The sequence below is a fragment of the Streptomyces rectiverticillatus genome, assembly GCF_013394065.1.
In the GTDB taxonomy this organism is placed as follows: domain Bacteria; phylum Actinomycetota; class Actinomycetes; order Streptomycetales; family Streptomycetaceae; genus Streptomyces; species Streptomyces rectiverticillatus.
The window spans coordinates 2,996,059-3,012,024 of sequence record NZ_CP040752.1 but is presented as its reverse complement, the minus strand read 5'-3'; the positions used below and the strand labels follow the sequence as shown (position 1 = coordinate 3,012,024).

The 15,966-nt window shown below is 73.4% G+C and carries 10 protein-coding genes and 1 tRNA gene; 6 read left to right on the top strand and 5 right to left on the bottom strand.

Annotated elements, in window-relative coordinates:
- Nucleotides 1-97: 97 nt before the first annotated feature.
- A tRNA-Gln gene (locus FGW37_RS12890) sits at nucleotides 98-168 on the bottom strand.
- A 161-nt stretch (nucleotides 169-329) separates the two neighbouring features.
- Between FGW37_RS12890 and FGW37_RS12885 the strand changes: the two genes are divergently transcribed.
- Nucleotides 330-1,742 carry a sensor histidine kinase gene (locus FGW37_RS12885; RefSeq protein ID WP_179081199.1) on the top strand — a complete coding sequence of 471 codons (1,413 nt, stop codon included), beginning with the start codon at nucleotides 330-332 and terminating at the stop codon, nucleotides 1,740-1,742.
- A 121-nt stretch (nucleotides 1,743-1,863) separates the two neighbouring features.
- On the opposite strand, the gene FGW37_RS12880 is transcribed toward FGW37_RS12885, so the two are convergent.
- Both FGW37_RS12880 and FGW37_RS12875 read right to left on the bottom strand, forming a co-directional pair.
- Nucleotides 1,864-2,373, bottom strand: a complete 510-nt coding sequence (locus FGW37_RS12880; protein WP_179081198.1) for an SUKH-3 domain-containing protein — start codon at nucleotides 2,371-2,373, stop codon at nucleotides 1,864-1,866.
- A gap of 5 nt (nucleotides 2,374-2,378) precedes the next feature.
- Nucleotides 2,379-2,978: a YwqJ-related putative deaminase gene (locus FGW37_RS12875; protein WP_179081197.1), complete on the bottom strand. Its 600-nt coding sequence runs from the start codon at nucleotides 2,976-2,978 to the stop codon at nucleotides 2,379-2,381.
- A 392-nt stretch (nucleotides 2,979-3,370) separates the two neighbouring features.
- On the opposite strand from FGW37_RS12875, the gene FGW37_RS12870 reads away from it, so the two are divergent.
- The 3 genes from FGW37_RS12870 to FGW37_RS12860 all read left to right on the top strand — a co-directional run bounded on the left by FGW37_RS12870 (nucleotide 3,371) and on the right by FGW37_RS12860 (nucleotide 8,186).
- Nucleotides 3,371-4,348 carry an HNH endonuclease gene (locus FGW37_RS12870; protein ID WP_179081196.1) on the top strand — a complete coding sequence of 326 codons (978 nt, stop codon included), beginning with the start codon at nucleotides 3,371-3,373 and terminating at the stop codon, nucleotides 4,346-4,348.
- 7 nt (nucleotides 4,349-4,355) lie between these two features.
- A complete protein-coding gene (locus tag FGW37_RS12865; RefSeq protein WP_179081195.1) occupies nucleotides 4,356-7,085 on the top strand; it encodes an SUKH-4 family immunity protein in 2,730 nt (909 codons plus the stop codon).
- 195 nt (nucleotides 7,086-7,280) lie between these two features.
- Nucleotides 7,281-8,186 (top strand): coiled-coil domain-containing protein, encoded by a 906-nt coding sequence (locus tag FGW37_RS12860; protein WP_179081194.1) that lies wholly within the window; start codon nucleotides 7,281-7,283, stop codon nucleotides 8,184-8,186.
- A 392-nt stretch (nucleotides 8,187-8,578) separates the two neighbouring features.
- Here FGW37_RS12860 and FGW37_RS12855 read toward each other — a convergent pair whose 3' ends face one another.
- Entirely contained in the window at nucleotides 8,579-10,387 is a 1,809-nt protein-coding gene (locus FGW37_RS12855) for a lytic transglycosylase domain-containing protein (protein ID WP_179081193.1), read from the bottom strand.
- Nucleotides 10,388-10,506: 119 nt separating this feature from the next.
- Nucleotides 10,507-12,183, bottom strand: coding sequence for an MFS transporter (locus tag FGW37_RS12850; RefSeq protein WP_179081192.1), 1,677 nt, complete (start codon nucleotides 12,181-12,183; stop codon nucleotides 10,507-10,509).
- Between the two features lie 358 nt (nucleotides 12,184-12,541).
- Between FGW37_RS12850 and FGW37_RS12845 the strand changes: the two genes are divergently transcribed.
- Nucleotides 12,542-13,330: an ABC transporter ATP-binding protein gene (locus FGW37_RS12845; RefSeq protein WP_179081191.1), complete on the top strand. Its 789-nt coding sequence runs from the start codon at nucleotides 12,542-12,544 to the stop codon at nucleotides 13,328-13,330.
- Nucleotides 13,327-15,900, top strand: a complete 2,574-nt coding sequence (locus FGW37_RS12840) for an ABC transporter permease (RefSeq protein WP_179081190.1) — start codon at nucleotides 13,327-13,329, stop codon at nucleotides 15,898-15,900. The genes FGW37_RS12845 and FGW37_RS12840 overlap by 4 nt, the downstream gene beginning before the upstream one ends.
- The last annotated feature ends 66 nt before the right edge of the window (nucleotides 15,901-15,966 follow it).

The following is a 15,966-nucleotide window of genomic DNA, read 5'->3' as shown; positions in this document are numbered from 1 at the left end:
TTCGGCTTCGGGTGGTGGACATCCGAAGGATACCGGTGCGTTTTACTGCCGAAACGCGGGCGGGTCCCGACCTGGCGGTCAGGACCCTTGCCTGGAGCTCCCGGGGAAGGAATCGAACCCTCATTCAATGAACCAAAATCATTTGTCCTGCCATTAGACGACCCGGGATGGTTCGCCCGTGATGTCCGATTCACTTGATCGGACGCGCTTGCAGCCAACACTATGCCGTACGGCCGCCCGTCGACGCGACGGTGCCGGGCACGTCGGCCGGGCTGCGAGGGCGGGAACGGACAGGAAATGGGGTGGCGGGCTTCCGTAGTCTGGGTGGTATGACCACAACGGGGGCAAACGCGGAGGCGGGCGTGCGTGGCGCGCCGGACGGGCCTTGGTGGTGGGCGCGGCGGCGCAGCATGGTGCTCGACGTCGTGCTGGCGCTGGTGTCCGCCCTGGAGTGCGCGGCGGAGGGTGCGGGATTCGCGGACGAGCACGGGGGCCCGGTGGTGCTCGGCATCGTGGTGGGGGCGCTCGTCGGCGGCACGCTGCTGTTCCGGCGCCGGTGGCCGGTGGCCGTGGTGCTGCTGGGCATCGCGATCACCCCGGCCGAGCTGGGCTTCCTGCTCGGCATCGTCGGCCTGTACACGCTGGCCGCGTCGGACGCACCGCGCCGGCTGACCGTCTTCCTCGCCGGGGTGTCGGTGGCGGGGACGTTCCTCGTGACGTTCATCAAGTTCCACCGCGACATAGCCGCCGGGGAGGGGTACCAGCCGGGCCCCTGGATGATGTTGTTCTTCGCGGCGCTGGTGGCGCTGGGGCTCACGGCGCCGCCCGTGCTCCTGGGGCTCTACGTGGGGGCGCGGCGGCGGCTCGTGGAGAGCCTGCGGGAACGCGCGGACGGCCTGGAGCGCGAGCTGTCGCTGCTCGCGGAGCGGGCCGAGGAGCGCGCGGTGTGGGCGCGCAACGAGGAGCGCACGCGGATCGCGCGCGAGATGCACGACGTGGTGGCGCACCGGGTGTCGCTGATGGTCGTCCACGCGGCCGCGCTGCAGGCGGTGGCCCTGAAGGACCCCGAGAAGGCGTCGCGCAACGCGGGCCTGGTGGGCGACATGGGCCGGCAGGCGCTGACGGAGCTGCGGGAGATGCTCGGCGTGCTGCGGACCTCCTCCGAGGGCATGGTGCCGGAGGCGTCCTCGGCGGCGGACTCACGGCGGCTGGCGGAGGTCGCGGCGGCGGCTTCGGCGGCGGCCTCGGCGCGGGTGACCGCGGGCGTGGGCGCCGGTGCCGCGGGCGGGACCGCCGCCCCGGTGGGCGAGGGGTCTGCGTCCGGTGACGGTCCGTGTCTGGACGGTCTGGAGGATCTCGTCGGCCAGTCGCGGGCGGCGGGCATGGCCGTCGAGCTGTCCGTGGAGGGCGTGGAGCGTGCGTACGGCGCACGGGTGGAGAGCACGGCGTACCGCGTGGTGCAGGAAGCGCTGACCAACGTCCACAAGCACGCGCCGGGGGCGAAGGCCGTCGTGCGCGTGGCGCACCGGGAGGACGAGGTCGCGCTGCAGGTGGAGAACGGGCCGTCGGACTGCGGCGCCGCTGCGCCGGGCCTGCCGAGCGGCGGCAACGGCCTGGTGGGGATGCGCGAGCGGGTCTCGGCGCTGGGCGGGGTCTTCGTGTCGGGTGCCACGGACGCGGGCGGCTTCCGGGTGTCGGCGGTGATCCCGGCGATCGTGGAGAGCGGGGGCACGCCGGCCTGACCGGGGCCGGTTCCGAACAAGGCCGGTTCTCGCCCGGCTTTTGGCCGGTTCGCGTTGCTCCGGTCAGCTCATTCCCCCGGCTCCGGAGCCTGCGCAGTGACCGTGGAGGGGAAGGCGTACGTCAGCGGCGTCCCATGCCCGCCGACAGCCGCGAGGGCCGGGTGCCGTTGACGAGCGTGGCGATGGCGTGGTCGATGTCCGAGCCGAGGTACCAGTCGCCGGTGTGGTCGAGGCTGTAGACGCGGCCGTGGGCGTCGATGGCGAGCAGCGCCTGCCCGTCCGCCTCCTGCCCGAGCGGGCACACATCGGCCCCCAGCGCGCGCCCCAGGTCGGCGACGGTGCGCGCGAGGTGGAGCCCGTGCAGCGGGTCGATGTGGAAGGGCGTGGGGGCGATGTGCCGCCCGGGCCCGGTCCCGGCGATGTGCAGGCCCCCGAACTCCGCCCAGGCCTCGACGGCGGCCGGGAAGACGGTGTGCCGGTGCCCGGCCGGGGAGGTGTGGGCGCGCAGGGCGTCGGCCCAGTTCTCGGCGGCTTTGATGTCCCAGCGCCCGGGCTGCCACCCGGCCTCGCGCAGGGCGGCGTCCACGGCGGCGGGGAAGCGGGTGGCCGCGGTGCGGTCGAAGGCGCGCATGTCGGTCAGCCTCGGTCCTTGGTGATGGCGGCCTTCGTCATGGCGGCCTTGGAGATGGCGGCCTTGGCGGGGGAGGCCTTCGCGGGGGCGGCGAGGTCGACGCTGCGTACGCCGAAGTGGCTCAGCAGCGCCGTACAGGAGCGGCAGGGCGGGGCGTACGCGCCGTGCCGCGGGTCGCCGTCCTCGCGGATGTGCCGGGCGGTGAGCTTGGCGTGCTTGAGGGCGCGCCGGGCCTCGCCGTGGGTCAGTGGTTTGCGGGCGGCGCGTTTGCTGCGCGCGCTCTCGAAGGCGCCGAGGAAGCGGGTCAGGAGGAGCGCCTCGGGGCAGCGGCCGGTGAAGCGCTCGCGCCGCTCGCTGGTGAGGGTGTCGAGGAAGTCCTGGACCAGCGGGTGCAGCGCGGGAGGCACCTCGGCCTTGCCCGCGGTGCAGGTCAGCGTCTCGCCGCGGACGGAGAGGGCGGCGGCCACGGCGGGCAGTATGCCGTCGCGGCGGTGCAGCAGGGCGGGGGGCCGGTCGGCGTCCTCCGTGCTCCAGGTGAGCCGGGGGTCGCCGGAGGCCGCCGTGCCGTGGTCGTCGGCGGGCGGTCGGTCCTGAGTCGTGTGCATGGTGGTTCTTCCCTCCCTGCAATCCCCCTGTTGCGGAGATCAGCCTGCCAAACGGGACGGCAGGTGCGGAAGTCAGGTCGGGGTTGGCGGGGCGCCGTGTGATGTTCATGCGTCGGATGACCGGACCGGTGGGGCCGGCGGTGCGGCGGCCGGGAGGGGTTCACGGGGCGTGACGGCCGGGCCGGCGGCCGGGCGGGGGCGGTGCGGGCGGACCGGGGCGCGGTCCCCTCCTTGCGGTACCGCATAGGCTGTGCCGCACGGGGTGTTCTCGGCCATGGGGACACCGGCCGGCCGGGCCGCCCCGTGGCCCGGACGGGGGTCCGGTGACTCGCGGCGACCGCCGCGTTCGTCTGGGCCTTTCGGAGACACACAGTCAGCAGGGGGCTTCCGCCATGACGACAGGTCGGCTCGGGCAGCAGGCCGCGCCACCGAATGCGGCCTACGCCGGGCAGGTCGTGCACTTCCCGGACCCGGTCCGTGCCAGCCGCTATCCCAAGGGAGTGCGGATGGACGACGAGGGCCGTCCGGACTTCTCGCCGTACGCACGGGCGGCCGCGGAGATCGCGGAACCGCCCGAGGGCTTCGGCGTGGACGAGCTGCGGCTGACCGACTACGTGTCGGCGAACGCGGCGCTGCACGCCGCGGGCCACGAGCTGTGGGCCAGCCTGCCCTCGGTGGCGACGCCGCACGGCTGGACGTGGCACCACGTCGTGGGCACGCGCCGGCTGGAGCTGGTGCCCGCGGAGGTGAAGGCGCTGCTGCGGCACCACGGCGGGCTGGCGACGGCCGCCGTGGACCAGGACAAGCGGGGCACGCGCCCGCTGCAGGAGACCCGGCCGGTGCACTTCGTGCTGCCGCAGCGGGACCTCGCGGTGACCGAGGAGCAGGTGCAGGGCGTCGAGGAGGACCTCGGCTACCGCCTCCCGGGCGCGTACCGGGCGTTCCTGAAGGCCGCGGGCGGGTGCGCCCCGGTGGGCGCCGCGCTGGACGCGGAGCTGGGTCTGCTGATCGACCAGCCGTTCTTCACCGTGCGCGACGAGGCGGCCGTGAACGACCTCGTCTACGTCAACAAGTGTCTGCGCGACCACTTCACCAAGGACTATCTGGGCGTGGGATTCGTCCAGGGCGGCGTGCTCGCCGTCAAGGTGAAGGGCGAGGCGATCGGTTCGGTGTGGTTCTGCCCCTACGACGACGCGCGCGACCAGGACGGCTGGACGGTGCAGGAGCGGGTGGAGCGGCTGCTGCTGCCCTGTGGTGAGGACTTCGACGTGTTTTTGTCGCGCTTGGCGGGTGGTCCGCCGGAGCTGGAGACGGTCGCCGGCCTGATGGTGGACGGCGGCTTCGCCTACGCCGTCCCGGTGGAGGGGTGAGCGCGCGGTGGTGACGTTCGCGCAGGCGCAGGAGCGCGGTGAGCGCTGGGCCAACGGTGACGTGCCGGCGTATCAGCACCGGGAGGTGCTGGTCCGCGAGTTCGACCTGGGCTTCGTGGTGTGGGCCGAGGACCGCGAGGACGGTCCGACGTCGGACGCCGGCCGGGTCCGGCTGGTGATCGCCCGGGACAGCGGGGAGACGACGCTGTGGCCGGGGCTGCCGGTGGGCGAGGTCATCCGGCGCTACGAAGAGGAGTACGGGGCCGTGCCCGTGGAGGAACCGGAACCGTCCGACGAGCCGCCGAAGCGGCTGGACTTGAACGCGACGTCGTTCCTGCTGAGCCCGCCGCAGTGGCTGCAGGACGCGGCGGACGCGATGGGGATCCCGGACCGCAGGACGGACGGGGGGACTTCGGGCGGTACGTCCGGCGGTGCGTCCGGTACGTCCGACACGTCCGGGGGCTCGGCTGCGGCGGCGCGTTCGGGGGCGTCCTCGGATGCGTCGCAGGGCGGGCCGGCGCCCGTGCCGCCGCCTGCGCCTGCGCCGAGCGCACCGAGCACGCCGAGCGAGCCGGTTGCTTCTGCGGCGTCGGCTGCGTCTGACGGCCCTGCAGCCCCTGTTGCGCCGCCCGCGCCTGTACCCGCTCCCGCTCCTGCAGCGTCCGCTCCTGCTGCGGCGTCCGGGGAGCCGAAGCCCGCCACGCCGTGGGCGGCGGCCGATACGCACACGGCGGATGACGGCGACGACCGTTCGGTGGGCCTGCCCGCCACGGTGCTGGCGCCTGCCCTGTCGGGCACCGACGAGGACGACACGCCGCCGCCGGGCGTCGGCCCGGAGGCGAAGACGGCCCTGATGGCGTCCGGCAGCGCGCTGCCGAAGACGGCGATCGCGCCCGCGATCGACGACCTGCCGGCGGGCGGGGGAGCCAGCAGTGCGCCCGTTCCGCCGCCTCTTGGTCCCGGTGCACCCGGGGCTCCGGTTCCGCCGCCTCCGGGTCCGGGCGCCGGTGCGCCCTACGTGCCCGGGCAGCCCGGCGCTCCGGTGCCGCCCGCTGCGCCCGGTGCCGGTGCTCCGCAGGGGCCCGGGGCTCCCATGCCGCCGGCGCCTCCCGCTGCTCCCGGCGCCCCCGGTGCCGCCGCTGCTTCGGCCGTGCCCGGGATTCCCGGTCAGCAGCAGCCGGGCGCGGGCGTTCCGACGCCGCCCGGTGCGCCTGCCGCGCCCGCTGCTCCGACGCCTCCCGGGGCTCCGGGGCAGCCGGGTGCCGGCGCTCCCACGCCGCCCGGTGCGCCCGCCGCGCCCGGTGGCGGGGTGCACCACGCCGCGACGATGCTCGCCGGTCCCGGCACGCCGGGCATGCCCGGTGCCGCGCCCGCCGCGCCCGGCGCCCCCGTACCGCCTGCCGCGCCCGGTCAGCCCGCGCCGCCCCCCGCCGGCCCCGGCGGGGTGCACCACGCGGCGACCATGCTCGCCAGTGCGCCCGGCGGACCGGCGGCCCCTGGTGCTCCCGGTGCCCCCGGCGCGCCGGGTCAGCCCCCGGCCGCCCCCGGCCGCCCGGGGACCCCGCCGCAGGGCCCGGGCACTCCGCCCGCGGGCCCCGGTGGGGTGCACCACGCCGCCACCATGCTCGCGAGCCCCGGCGGGCCCGGCATGCCCCCGGCGCCGCAGGCACCTGCTGCTCCCCAGGGACCGGCCGCTCCGCAGGCCCCGGGCCCGGCCCCGGCGTACGGCTACCCCCAGGCGCCCAGCGGTCTGCCGACCGTCGGCCCGGGCTACATGGCGGTCCTGCGCTATCGCGCGCACGACGGTTCCGAGCAGCAGCTCATCCGGCGCAGCGCGCCGGGCACGCCGCACCCGGAGTGGCAGATCCTGCACGAGCTGATGGCGCTGAACGTGCCGCGCGAGCAGGTGCTGGAGCTGCACACGGAGTTGGAGTCCTGCGACGGCCCGGGCGGCTACTGCGCCCGCATGGTGCGGGAGAACTGGCCGCAGGCGACGGTCAGTCACACGGCCGCGTACGGCCGCGACCACGCCACGCGCCAGCAGGGCGTCCGGCACCTGATCGAGCATCAGGGCGAGCTGCACCAGGTCGCGGACGGCCCGGCCCGCCCGGCGCCGAACCGGGTCCCGCTGCCGCACCCCGGCCAGGTGCAGCAGGCGCCGCCGGTCGGCCCGGACGTGGTGGCCCGGGAACTGGCCGAGTCCTTCGGCCCGCAGGGCGTGTTCCGGTTCGAGCAGCGCGCGGTGTCGCGCCAGGGCGTACCGGACGTCGTCGCGCAGACGCTGGTGTGGGCCGGCGTGCCCGTGGACTGCGGGCCGTTCTTCTGGGGCCAGGCGCAGCCGGGCCGGCCGGTGCCGACGCTGGCGGAGCTGGCGGCGGAGCGGCGGGTGCAGGCGGCGCCGGACGCGGGCTCGTACCTGGTGATGGGCACGGACTTCGGCAAGCAGCTGTGCGTGCAGTACGGCACGGCGCACATCGTGGCGGTGCCGCTGGAGGCGGGGCCGGGCGGTTCGTCCGTTCCGCCGCAGTTCGTCAACACGAGCCTGCCTCAGTTCGTTCGCTCTTTGGCGCTGCTCGGGAAGATGTGGCGCTGGCGCTACGGGTTGACGCCGGAGCAGGCGGGCCGCTGGACGGTGGATTTCCAGGAACAGCTGATGGCGCTGGACACGGCCGCGTTGGCGTCGCCGGAGAACTGGTGGTCGGTCCTGGTGGAGCAGATGTGGGACGGCCTGTTCTAGCCGCGGCGGCGGGGCGTTGAGGGCGCGGGGCGTCCGATCCGGTATGAGGGTCGGACGCCCCGTGTCGTAGGTTGGCGCATCCTTGACACAAGGAGCGGGCGGAGTGTCGCGTCATCGGCACTTCCCGTGGTCCGGGGATGATGTGCGCCAGACTGCGTCACATACCGGACATCCGGGATATAAGGGGCTTCAAGGATGAGTGCATCGGTGTCTCCCGACGGATTCTCCGTCGTACGGGGCCGGGGTTACCGGCCCGAGCAGGTGGATCGCGCTCTCGCCGAGTTCGCGCGGCAGCGGGACGCGGCCTGGGAGCGGGTGGCGCGGCTGACCGTACTCGCGCGCGAGATGGAGGAGGAGGCCCAGCGCCTCGGACAGGTGGTGGCGCAGCTCCCACCGCAGACGTACGAGTCGCTCGGCCAGCGGGCGCAGGGCCTGCTCCTCACCGCCCAGGCCGAAGCCGCCGGGCTGCGGGAGCGGGCCGAGGCCGCGGCCGCCGAGATGATGGACGCGGCGGAAGCGCACGGGCGGGCCGTCCGGGACGCCGCGCACGAGCAGGCGACCGCCCTGCGCGCCGAGGCGGACGAATGGGCGCGGCAGGCGCTCGTCGCCGCCGAGACCGTCGCCGACGATGTCGTGGCCGTCGCCCGCCGGGACGCCAAGCAGCGGCGCGAGGACGCCGCGGCGGCGCTCGCCGAGATGCGGGAACGTACCGCCGCGGCCCTCGCCGAGCAGGAGAAGGACCACGCCGAGCGCTGGGAGACCGCGGGGCGGGAGATCGCCGAGCGGGAGGCCGCGCTCGACACGCGCATCGCGGCGATGGACGAGTACGCGCGCAACGCCCTGGCCGAAGCGCAGCGGCGCTACGCGGAGGCGGAGGAGGCGGCGCGGCACGGGCAGGAGGACGCCGACGCGCAGGGGGCCGCCCTGATCGCGCAGGCGCGGGTCCGCGAGGAGCGGGTCGTGCGCGACGTGGAACGGATCCTGCGCGAACACGAGGAACGCCGCGAGGAACTGCGCGCACACATGGCCCATGTCCGCCACAGCCTGGCAGCCCTCACGGGCAAGCCGGTGGCGGAGGACTTGGGCGCGGGAGACGCCTGACCGCCTGCGCGGCGGGCCCCGCACGGATGCGGCTGCATCCTTCACCTGGGCTGTGGGCTGTGGGCTGTGGGCCGTGGGTCAAGGGTGCATGCACCCTTGGATCCGCCGCCGCGGCGCGTAACCACGATGGCGGAGTCCGGCGGTGCCCGCCGGGCGGAGGTGGGTCCGGCACCGCCGGGCACTGCCGCTGTGACTGGGCGCCGTCGCGGCGGAATGAAGGCTGCGGCCGCATCCTTCACCTGAGCTGTGAGCCAAGGGTGCGGCGGCATCCTGCGGCTCAGCCGCAGCCGACTCCGTACTGCAGGCAGGCCAACGGTGTCCGCACCCTTGGATCCGCCGCCGCGGCGCGCAACCACGACGGCGGAGTCCGGCGGTGCCGTGCGGCGCAGGGGCTACGCGGTCGGCTTCGGCGCCGGAGCCGTCGGCGTTGCCGGAGGCGTTGACGTCCCCGGCGCCGTCACCATCAGCTGGATGATCAGCACCGCTCCGTCGGCCGTCTCCAAGCGCAGCGCGTACGCGCCCGACTTGTCGTCCGTCAGCAGCTTCGGGAGCGTCAGGACGCCGTCCTTGTCCGTCGTCCCCGCCTTCAGGATGCGTACCGGCTTGCCGTCGGTGCCCTTGAAGTAGGGGCCGCCGTCCGGGACGGTCTTGCCGTCGGGCTTGGTCACCGAGACGGTGACGCCCGCCCCGATCACGTCCTTGCCGCCCTCGCCGAGGACCTTGATCTGGATGCGGTCGGCGAACGCGCCGTTGGGCGCGGCCTTCAGCTCGGGCGTGCCGACGACATCGATCTGCTTCGCCGCCCGCACCTTGACCGTGCCCGCGAACTTGACCGCCGGGACGTCCCGGCCGACGACCGTCGCGGTCACCGTGACCTCGCCGCTCTTGAGCCCGGCCACGACGCCCGGCGCGGTGGCCGTGCCGTCCTTCGCGGTGGAGACGGTGATCGTGGTGGAGCCGTCCGCGAACGCGGCCCCGGTCCCGCCGCCGACCTCGAACCGTACGCGGGCGTCCGCCACCGGCTTGCCGGACTTGTCCTTGGCCAGGACGCGGGCCTTCTCCTTGAACGCCTCGCCGGCGTAGGCCTCCCAGGCGCGGTTGTCGCCGATGCGCTCCAGACGGCTCGCGGGGGCGGGCGGGACGGGCTTGTTGTCGCCGCCACCACCGGGGGGCTTGTGGGTGCCGCCGTCGCCGGGCTTGCCGGTGCCGCCCCCCGGCTTGTCTCCGCCGGGCTTGCCGTTCCCGCCGTTCCCGCCGTTCGACGGCGGTGTCGGCTTCGACGGCGGCGCCGGCTTTGAAGGAGGCGCAGGCTTCGAAGGCTTGGGCGTCCCCGGAGCCGAGGGCGCCGACGGAACCGCCGGAGTCCCGCTCCCCGCAGGCGTGTTGCCCGATGGCTTGCCCGGATGGTCCGGCAGGGAGGGCACGTTGCCCTCCTTGTAGGCGCGCATCCAGGACGTGACGGCGTTCACGTACTCGCGCGAGGGGTTGTAGCTGAGGATCGCCTTGTCGAGATCCTCGGCCCGGTTCATGTCCTTGCCGCCCGCGCACAAGTACTTGGCGGTGCCGAGCGCGGCGTCGTAGATGTTGTTGGGGTCCTTCTTGCCGTCGCCGTTGCCGTCGGCGCCGTAGAGCGCCCAGGTGGACGGCAGGAACTGCGTGGGGCCGACGGCCTTGTCGTAGACCGTGTCGCCGTCGAGCGCGCCCCGGTCGGTGTCCTTGATGTCGGCGAAGCCGTTGCCGTTGAGCTGCGGGCCGAGGATGGGCTTGTCCGTGGTGCCGTCGGACGTCATGCGGGTGCCCTGGTAGGTCCCGTGGTGCGTCTCCACGTTGCCGATGCCGGCTATGAGCTCCCAGGGCATGTGGCAGCCGGGCAGGTCGGCGGCCGCGCGCTGGGCGGCCTTGCGGTAGGCGTCCAGGGCGGTCGCGGGGATGCCCGTGGTGGCGTCCTTGGCGTCGTCCTTGCCGTCGCCGCGCGCGCCGGGCAGGCCGCCGGGGCCCTTGGGTCTGAGGTCGGGCAGCGTGAGGTTGGGGGTGCCGTGCGGCAGGCCCTGCGGGTTCTTGGGGTCCTTGGCGGGGTCGTCCGAGTCCGCGGTGTTGTGCGCGGGGCTGACGCCGACCGCTGCCGTGAGGCTGGCTACGAGCAGGGCCGTGCACAGACCCTGCCGGGAGACGCTGGCAGCGCGCGTAGGGAGAATCTTCACGATGCTGCTTCCTTCGGAGACCTGCGGCCCGTGCGAAGGGGGTGCACGACTTCCCCCCTCGGCCATGACCCCGAACACTAATTCCCTGTGGCCCCAATTGTCTTGCCCGATGGCCGCCTTCACGTATTATTCGCCCTTCGTTCCTCCCCAACTCCCGCCACTTTGCCCGTTTCCTCGCATTTGTCTGTGGCGGATTCTGCAGGGGCGTCCCCCGCGTGCACGGGGAAGTGCCGTGGCGCCAGCGTCAGAAGGGCGAGCAGAGCCAGCCCGGCCGCGCCGGCGGCCCCCAGATAGACATGATCGACCGCCGCGGAGACGGCCTGCCGCAGATATCCGGCCGCTTCCGTCGTGAGGGACGTGCTCGCGTGCTCCAAGGCGCGCGAGACGGAGTCGAGGTCCGCGGGCAGCCCGGGTCGTACGGAGGCCGGGGCGTCCGCGAGGTGCGCGGCGAGCGTGCCGTTGGCGACGGCCCCGAAGAGCGCTGCCCCGACGCTCTGCCCGACCTGCCGGCAGAAGAGCACGGACGCGGTGGCGGTGCCGCGCTCCGCCCAGCCCACCGACGACTGCACGCCCACGATCAGCGGGAGCTGGAACAGGCCGAGGGCCGCACCGAGCGCCAGCATCACCAGCGCCGGCTGCCAGGCGGCGCCCGGGTGCGGGAGGAGCGGGAACGACAGCAGGATCAGCGCGGCGAGGCCGATGCCGAGGGCCGCGCAGCTGCGGAACCCGATGCGGTTGTAGACGTGACTGCTCAGGGCGGCGGAGATCGGCCAGCTCAGCGTCATCACGGACAGCACGAGCCCGGCGGCGATCGGCCCCAGGCCGAGGACGGCCTGGGCGTACGTCGGCAGGAAGACGGTCGGCGCGATGATCAGGAGCCCGAGCGCCCCGAAGGAGAGGTTGACGGCGCAGATGGAGCGGCGGCGCCAGACCCAGCCGGGAATGACCGGCTCGGCGGCGCGCCGTTCGACGGCGGCGGTCACGCCCGCGCACACCGCGCTGCCCGCGAAGAGCGCGAGGGAGGGCGGGGAGAGCCAGGGCCAGGCGACGCCGCCCTGCACGAGCGCGCAGAGCAGCAGGCCGCCGCAGGCGAAGACGCCGAGCGCACCGGGCCAGTCGACACGCGCGCGCGGGCGCGCGTGGGTGCGGGAAGCGGGCTCGTGGAGGTGGCGCTTGACGAGCCAGAGGGCGACCGCGCCGACCGGCAGGTTGATGAGGAAGATCCAGCGCCAGTCGGCGTACCCCGCGAGCAGGCCGCCGAGCGCCGGCCCGGCCACCGCGGCGGTGGCCCAGACCGTCGACAGCCTGGCCTGGATCCTGGGGCGCTCCTTGAGCGGGTAGAGGTCGGCGGCGATCGTCTGCACGGTGCCCTGCAGGGCGCCGCCGCCGAGGCCCTGCAGGACGCGGAAGGCGATGAGCGCGGGCATGCTCCAGGCGGCGGCGCACAGGGCCGAGCCGAGGAGGAAGAGCACGATCCCGGCCAGGAGCACGGGCTTGCGGCCGAAGGTGTCCGAGAGCTTGCCGTAGACGGGGAGGGTGACGGTGACGGCGAGGAGGTAGCCGGAGAAGAGCCAGGAGAAGACGGTGAAGCCGCCGAGGTCCGCGACGATCTGGGGGACGGCCGTGGAGACGACGGTCCCGTCGAGGGCGGCGAGGGCCATGGCGAGCATGAGCGCGGCGACGACGGGGCCACGGCGGGCGACGGCGGGCGGCGCCGCGTCCGGTGCCTTCGTCTCCGACGGTTCCGATGTGTTCTTGTCGCCTGTGCCGCCGCCCGTGCCGCCCGTGCCACCCATGCCGCCCCCGAGGTTCGTTTCCCCTTGCACGCATTCGTCGGTCAGGGTCTCACTTGAGCCTTACGTAGCGGCAGGGTGCATGCTCGGGGTCCGTCAACCCCGAGAAGAACGAGCCCGGCAACGCCGTATCCCCTAGGGGACGTTCCCGGCTTTCTCCTGCTCGTCCGGCCGCCCGGTTCGTACCGCAGGGGGAGGAGCGGGAGTCCTCCGCTGCCTAGCCTTTTCGAGGGCGGCCGGGAGAGCGGTGGTGGGGGTAGCCCCACCACGGATACACGGACGAGCACCATCGCCGCAGGCCCCCGCCTTCCAGCAGGCTGTGGACCGTACCCCCTCAGTGAGCACGTATAGGAGAACCACCGTGACAACGGCTGTATCGATTCCCAGGACCGGGGGCAGTGGAGGACATGCGGCCGTCGCGGCGAGGGCCCGCGAGGTCATCAAGGCGTACGGGTCCGGCGAGACCCGTGTCACCGCCCTCGACCACGTGGACGTGGACATCGCCCGCGGGCAGTTCACGGCCATCATGGGCCCCTCCGGCTCCGGCAAGTCGACCCTGATGCACTGCCTGGCGGGCCTCGACACGGTCACGTCCGGCCAGATCTTCATCGACGAGACCGAGATAACCGGCCTCAAGGACAAGAAGCTCACCCGGCTCCGCCGCGACCGGATCGGCTTTATCTTCCAGGCGTTCAACCTGCTCCCGACGCTCAACGCGATCGAGAACATCACGCTCCCCATGGACATCGCCGGCCGTAAGCCGGACAAGGCGTGGCTGGACCGCGTCGTGGAGACCGTGGGCCTCGCCGGGCGCCTCAAGCACCGCCCCAACCAGCTCTCCGGCGGCCAGCAGCAGCGCGTCGCCGTGGCCCGCGCCCTCGCCGCCCGGCCCGAGATCATCTTCGGTGACGAGCCGACCGGAAACCTCGACTCGCGCGCCGGCGCCGAGGTGCTGGGCTTCCTGCGCCGCTCCGTCGACGAGCTGGGCCAGACCATCGTCATGGTCACCCACGACCCCGTCGCCGCCTCTTACGCCGACCGCGTGCTCTACCTGGCCGACGGCCGGATCGTGGACGAGATGTACAGCCCCACCGCCGACGCGGTGCTGGAGCGCATGAAGAACTTCGACGCGCGTGGACGGGTGTCGTGACCGTCCTCAAGACCTCCCTGCGCAACTTCCTCGCGCACAAGGGCCGCATGGCGCTCTCCGCCGTCGCGGTCCTGCTCTCGGTCGCGTTCGTGTGCGGCACGCTCGTCTTCACCGACACCATGAACGCCACGTTCGACAAGCTCTTCGCCAACACCGCAGCCGACGTCTCCGTCGGCCCGAAGAAGAACGACGACGCGCAGCAGACCGGCAAGCCGGCGACGGTCCCGGCCTCGCTGCGGGCGAAGCTCGCCGAGGTCGAGGGCGTCACCAAGGTCGAGCCGTCGGCCGACAGCCGGCAGCTGACCGTCGTCGACGGCAAGAAGAAGAGCCTCAGCCCCACCTCCGGCGCCCCCACCGTGGGCATCAACTGGGACGAGAGCCAGAAGAAGTCCGTCGAGATCACCAGCGGCCACGAGCCGCACGGCCCGGCCGAGACCGTCGTCGACTCCGACACCGCCGACAAGCACGGCGTGAAGACGGGCGACACCCTCCGGGTGATCGCCGCCCCGGGCGACTTCACCGTCAAGGTCGTCGGCATCGCCACGTACAAGACCACGAACCCCGGCGCGGCGCTCTTCTACTTCGACACCCCGACCGCCCAGGCGAAGCTCCTCGGCAGCACCGACGAGTTCAGCGGCTACGGGCTGACCGCCGCCCCCGGCGTCAGCGACGAGCAGCTCAAGGAGCGGGTCTCCGCCGCCCTCGGCTCCTCCGCCGGCGACTACGCCCTGCGGACCGCCGCCGAGAGCAAGGAGGAGAACAAGAAGGACGTCGGCTCCTTCCTGGACGTCATGAAGTACGCGCTGCTCGGCTTCGCCGGCATCGCCGTCCTCGTGGGCATCTTCCTCATCGTCAACACCTTCTCCATGCTGGTCGCCCAGCGCACCCGGGAGATCGGCCTCATGCGGGCCATCGGCTCCAGCCGGCGGCAGATCCTGCGCTCGGTGCTGGTGGAGGCCGTGCTGCTCGGCGTCGTCGGCTCGGTGCTGGGCATCGGCGGCGGTGTCGCCCTCGCGGTGGGGCTGATGAAGCTCATGGGCTCCATGGGCATGAAGCTCGACATGGGCGAGCTCACGATCAAGGCCGCGACGCCGGTCGTGGGCCTGGCCATCGGTGTGTTCGTCACCGTGCTCGCCGCCTGCGTGCCGGCCTTCAAGGCCACCAAGATCTCCCCGATGGCCGCCCTGCGCGACGCCGGCACCCCGGCCGACGGCAAGGCCGGCAAGGTGCGGGCCGCCATCGGCCTGGTGCTGACCGCCGTGGGCGGGCTGGCGCTGGTCGCCGCCGCCAAGTCCGACGACGCCGCGGCGGGCTCGGGGATGCTCGGCATCGGCGTCTTCCTCACCCTCGTGGGCTTCGTGGTCGTCGGCCCGCTGCTCGCCGGGTTCGTCGTCCGCGTGATCAGCGCGATCGTGCTGCGGGTCTTCGGGCCCGTCGGCCGCCTCGCCGAGCGCAACGCGCTGCGCAACCCGCGCCGCACGGGTGCCACGGCCTCGGCGCTGATGATCGGCCTCGCGCTGGTCGCCGCCCTGTCGGTGGTGGGCTCCTCCATGGTCGCCTCGGCCACGGACCAGCTCGACAAGTCCGTCGGCGCGGACTTCATCGTCCAGTCCGAGAACCAGCAGCCGCTGAACCCGTCCGTCGTCAAGGCGATCAAGTCCGCCGGCCACGTCGAGCACGTCACGGAATACACGATCGTCAACGCGAAGATCACCACCCCGGACGGCAAGAGCGTCACCCAGCGGCTGTCCGCGGTGACCCCCACCTACGCCGACGACGTGCGCGCCGAGACGGTCAAGGGCAACCTCAAGGACGCCTACGCCAAGGACGCCATGTCCGTGCCGGAAGGCTTCGCCAAGGACCACGGCATCAAGCTCGGCGACCGGCTGAAGGTCGCCATGGTCGACGGCCGGACGGCCCAGTTGATGGTCAAGGCCGTCACCTCGGACGACACCAGCATCGACCAGGGGGCGATGTACACCAACATCGCCACCGCGCGCAGCTACCTGCCCGCCGACAAGATGCCGCTGGACTTCATGCTCCTCGCCAAGGCCGCCGACGGGCAGACGAAGGAGGCCGCCGCCGCGCTCAAGGCGTCCGTCGAGGACTACCCGCAGATCAAGGTCCGCGACCAGTCCGACTACAAGAAGCTCATCAAGGACCAGGTCGGCCAGCTGCTCAACATGATCTACGGCCTGCTGGCCCTCGCGATCATCGTCGCGGTCCTGGGCGTCGTGAACACCCTGGCCCTGTCGGTGGTCGAGCGCACCCGGGAGATCGGCCTGCTGCGGGCGATCGGCCTCTCGCGCCGCCAGATGCGCCGCATGATCCGCCTGGAGTCGGTGGTCATCGCCCTCTTCGGTGCCCTGCTCGGCCTCGGCCTCGGCATGGCCTGGGGCACCACGTCCCAGAAGCTGCTGGCCCTCCAGGGCCTCGGCGTCCTGGACATCCCCTGGCCGACGATCACCGCGGTCTTCCTGGGCTCGGCGGTGGTGGGCCTGCTCGCCGCGCTGGTCCCGGCGTTCCGGGCGGGCCGGATGAACGTCCTGAACGCCATCGCGACGGACTAACAGACTGCTGCCCCCGCGAGGGGGCGGCCGGGGCGCGGGCCGAGGACCCGCGCCCCCTGAAAAGGC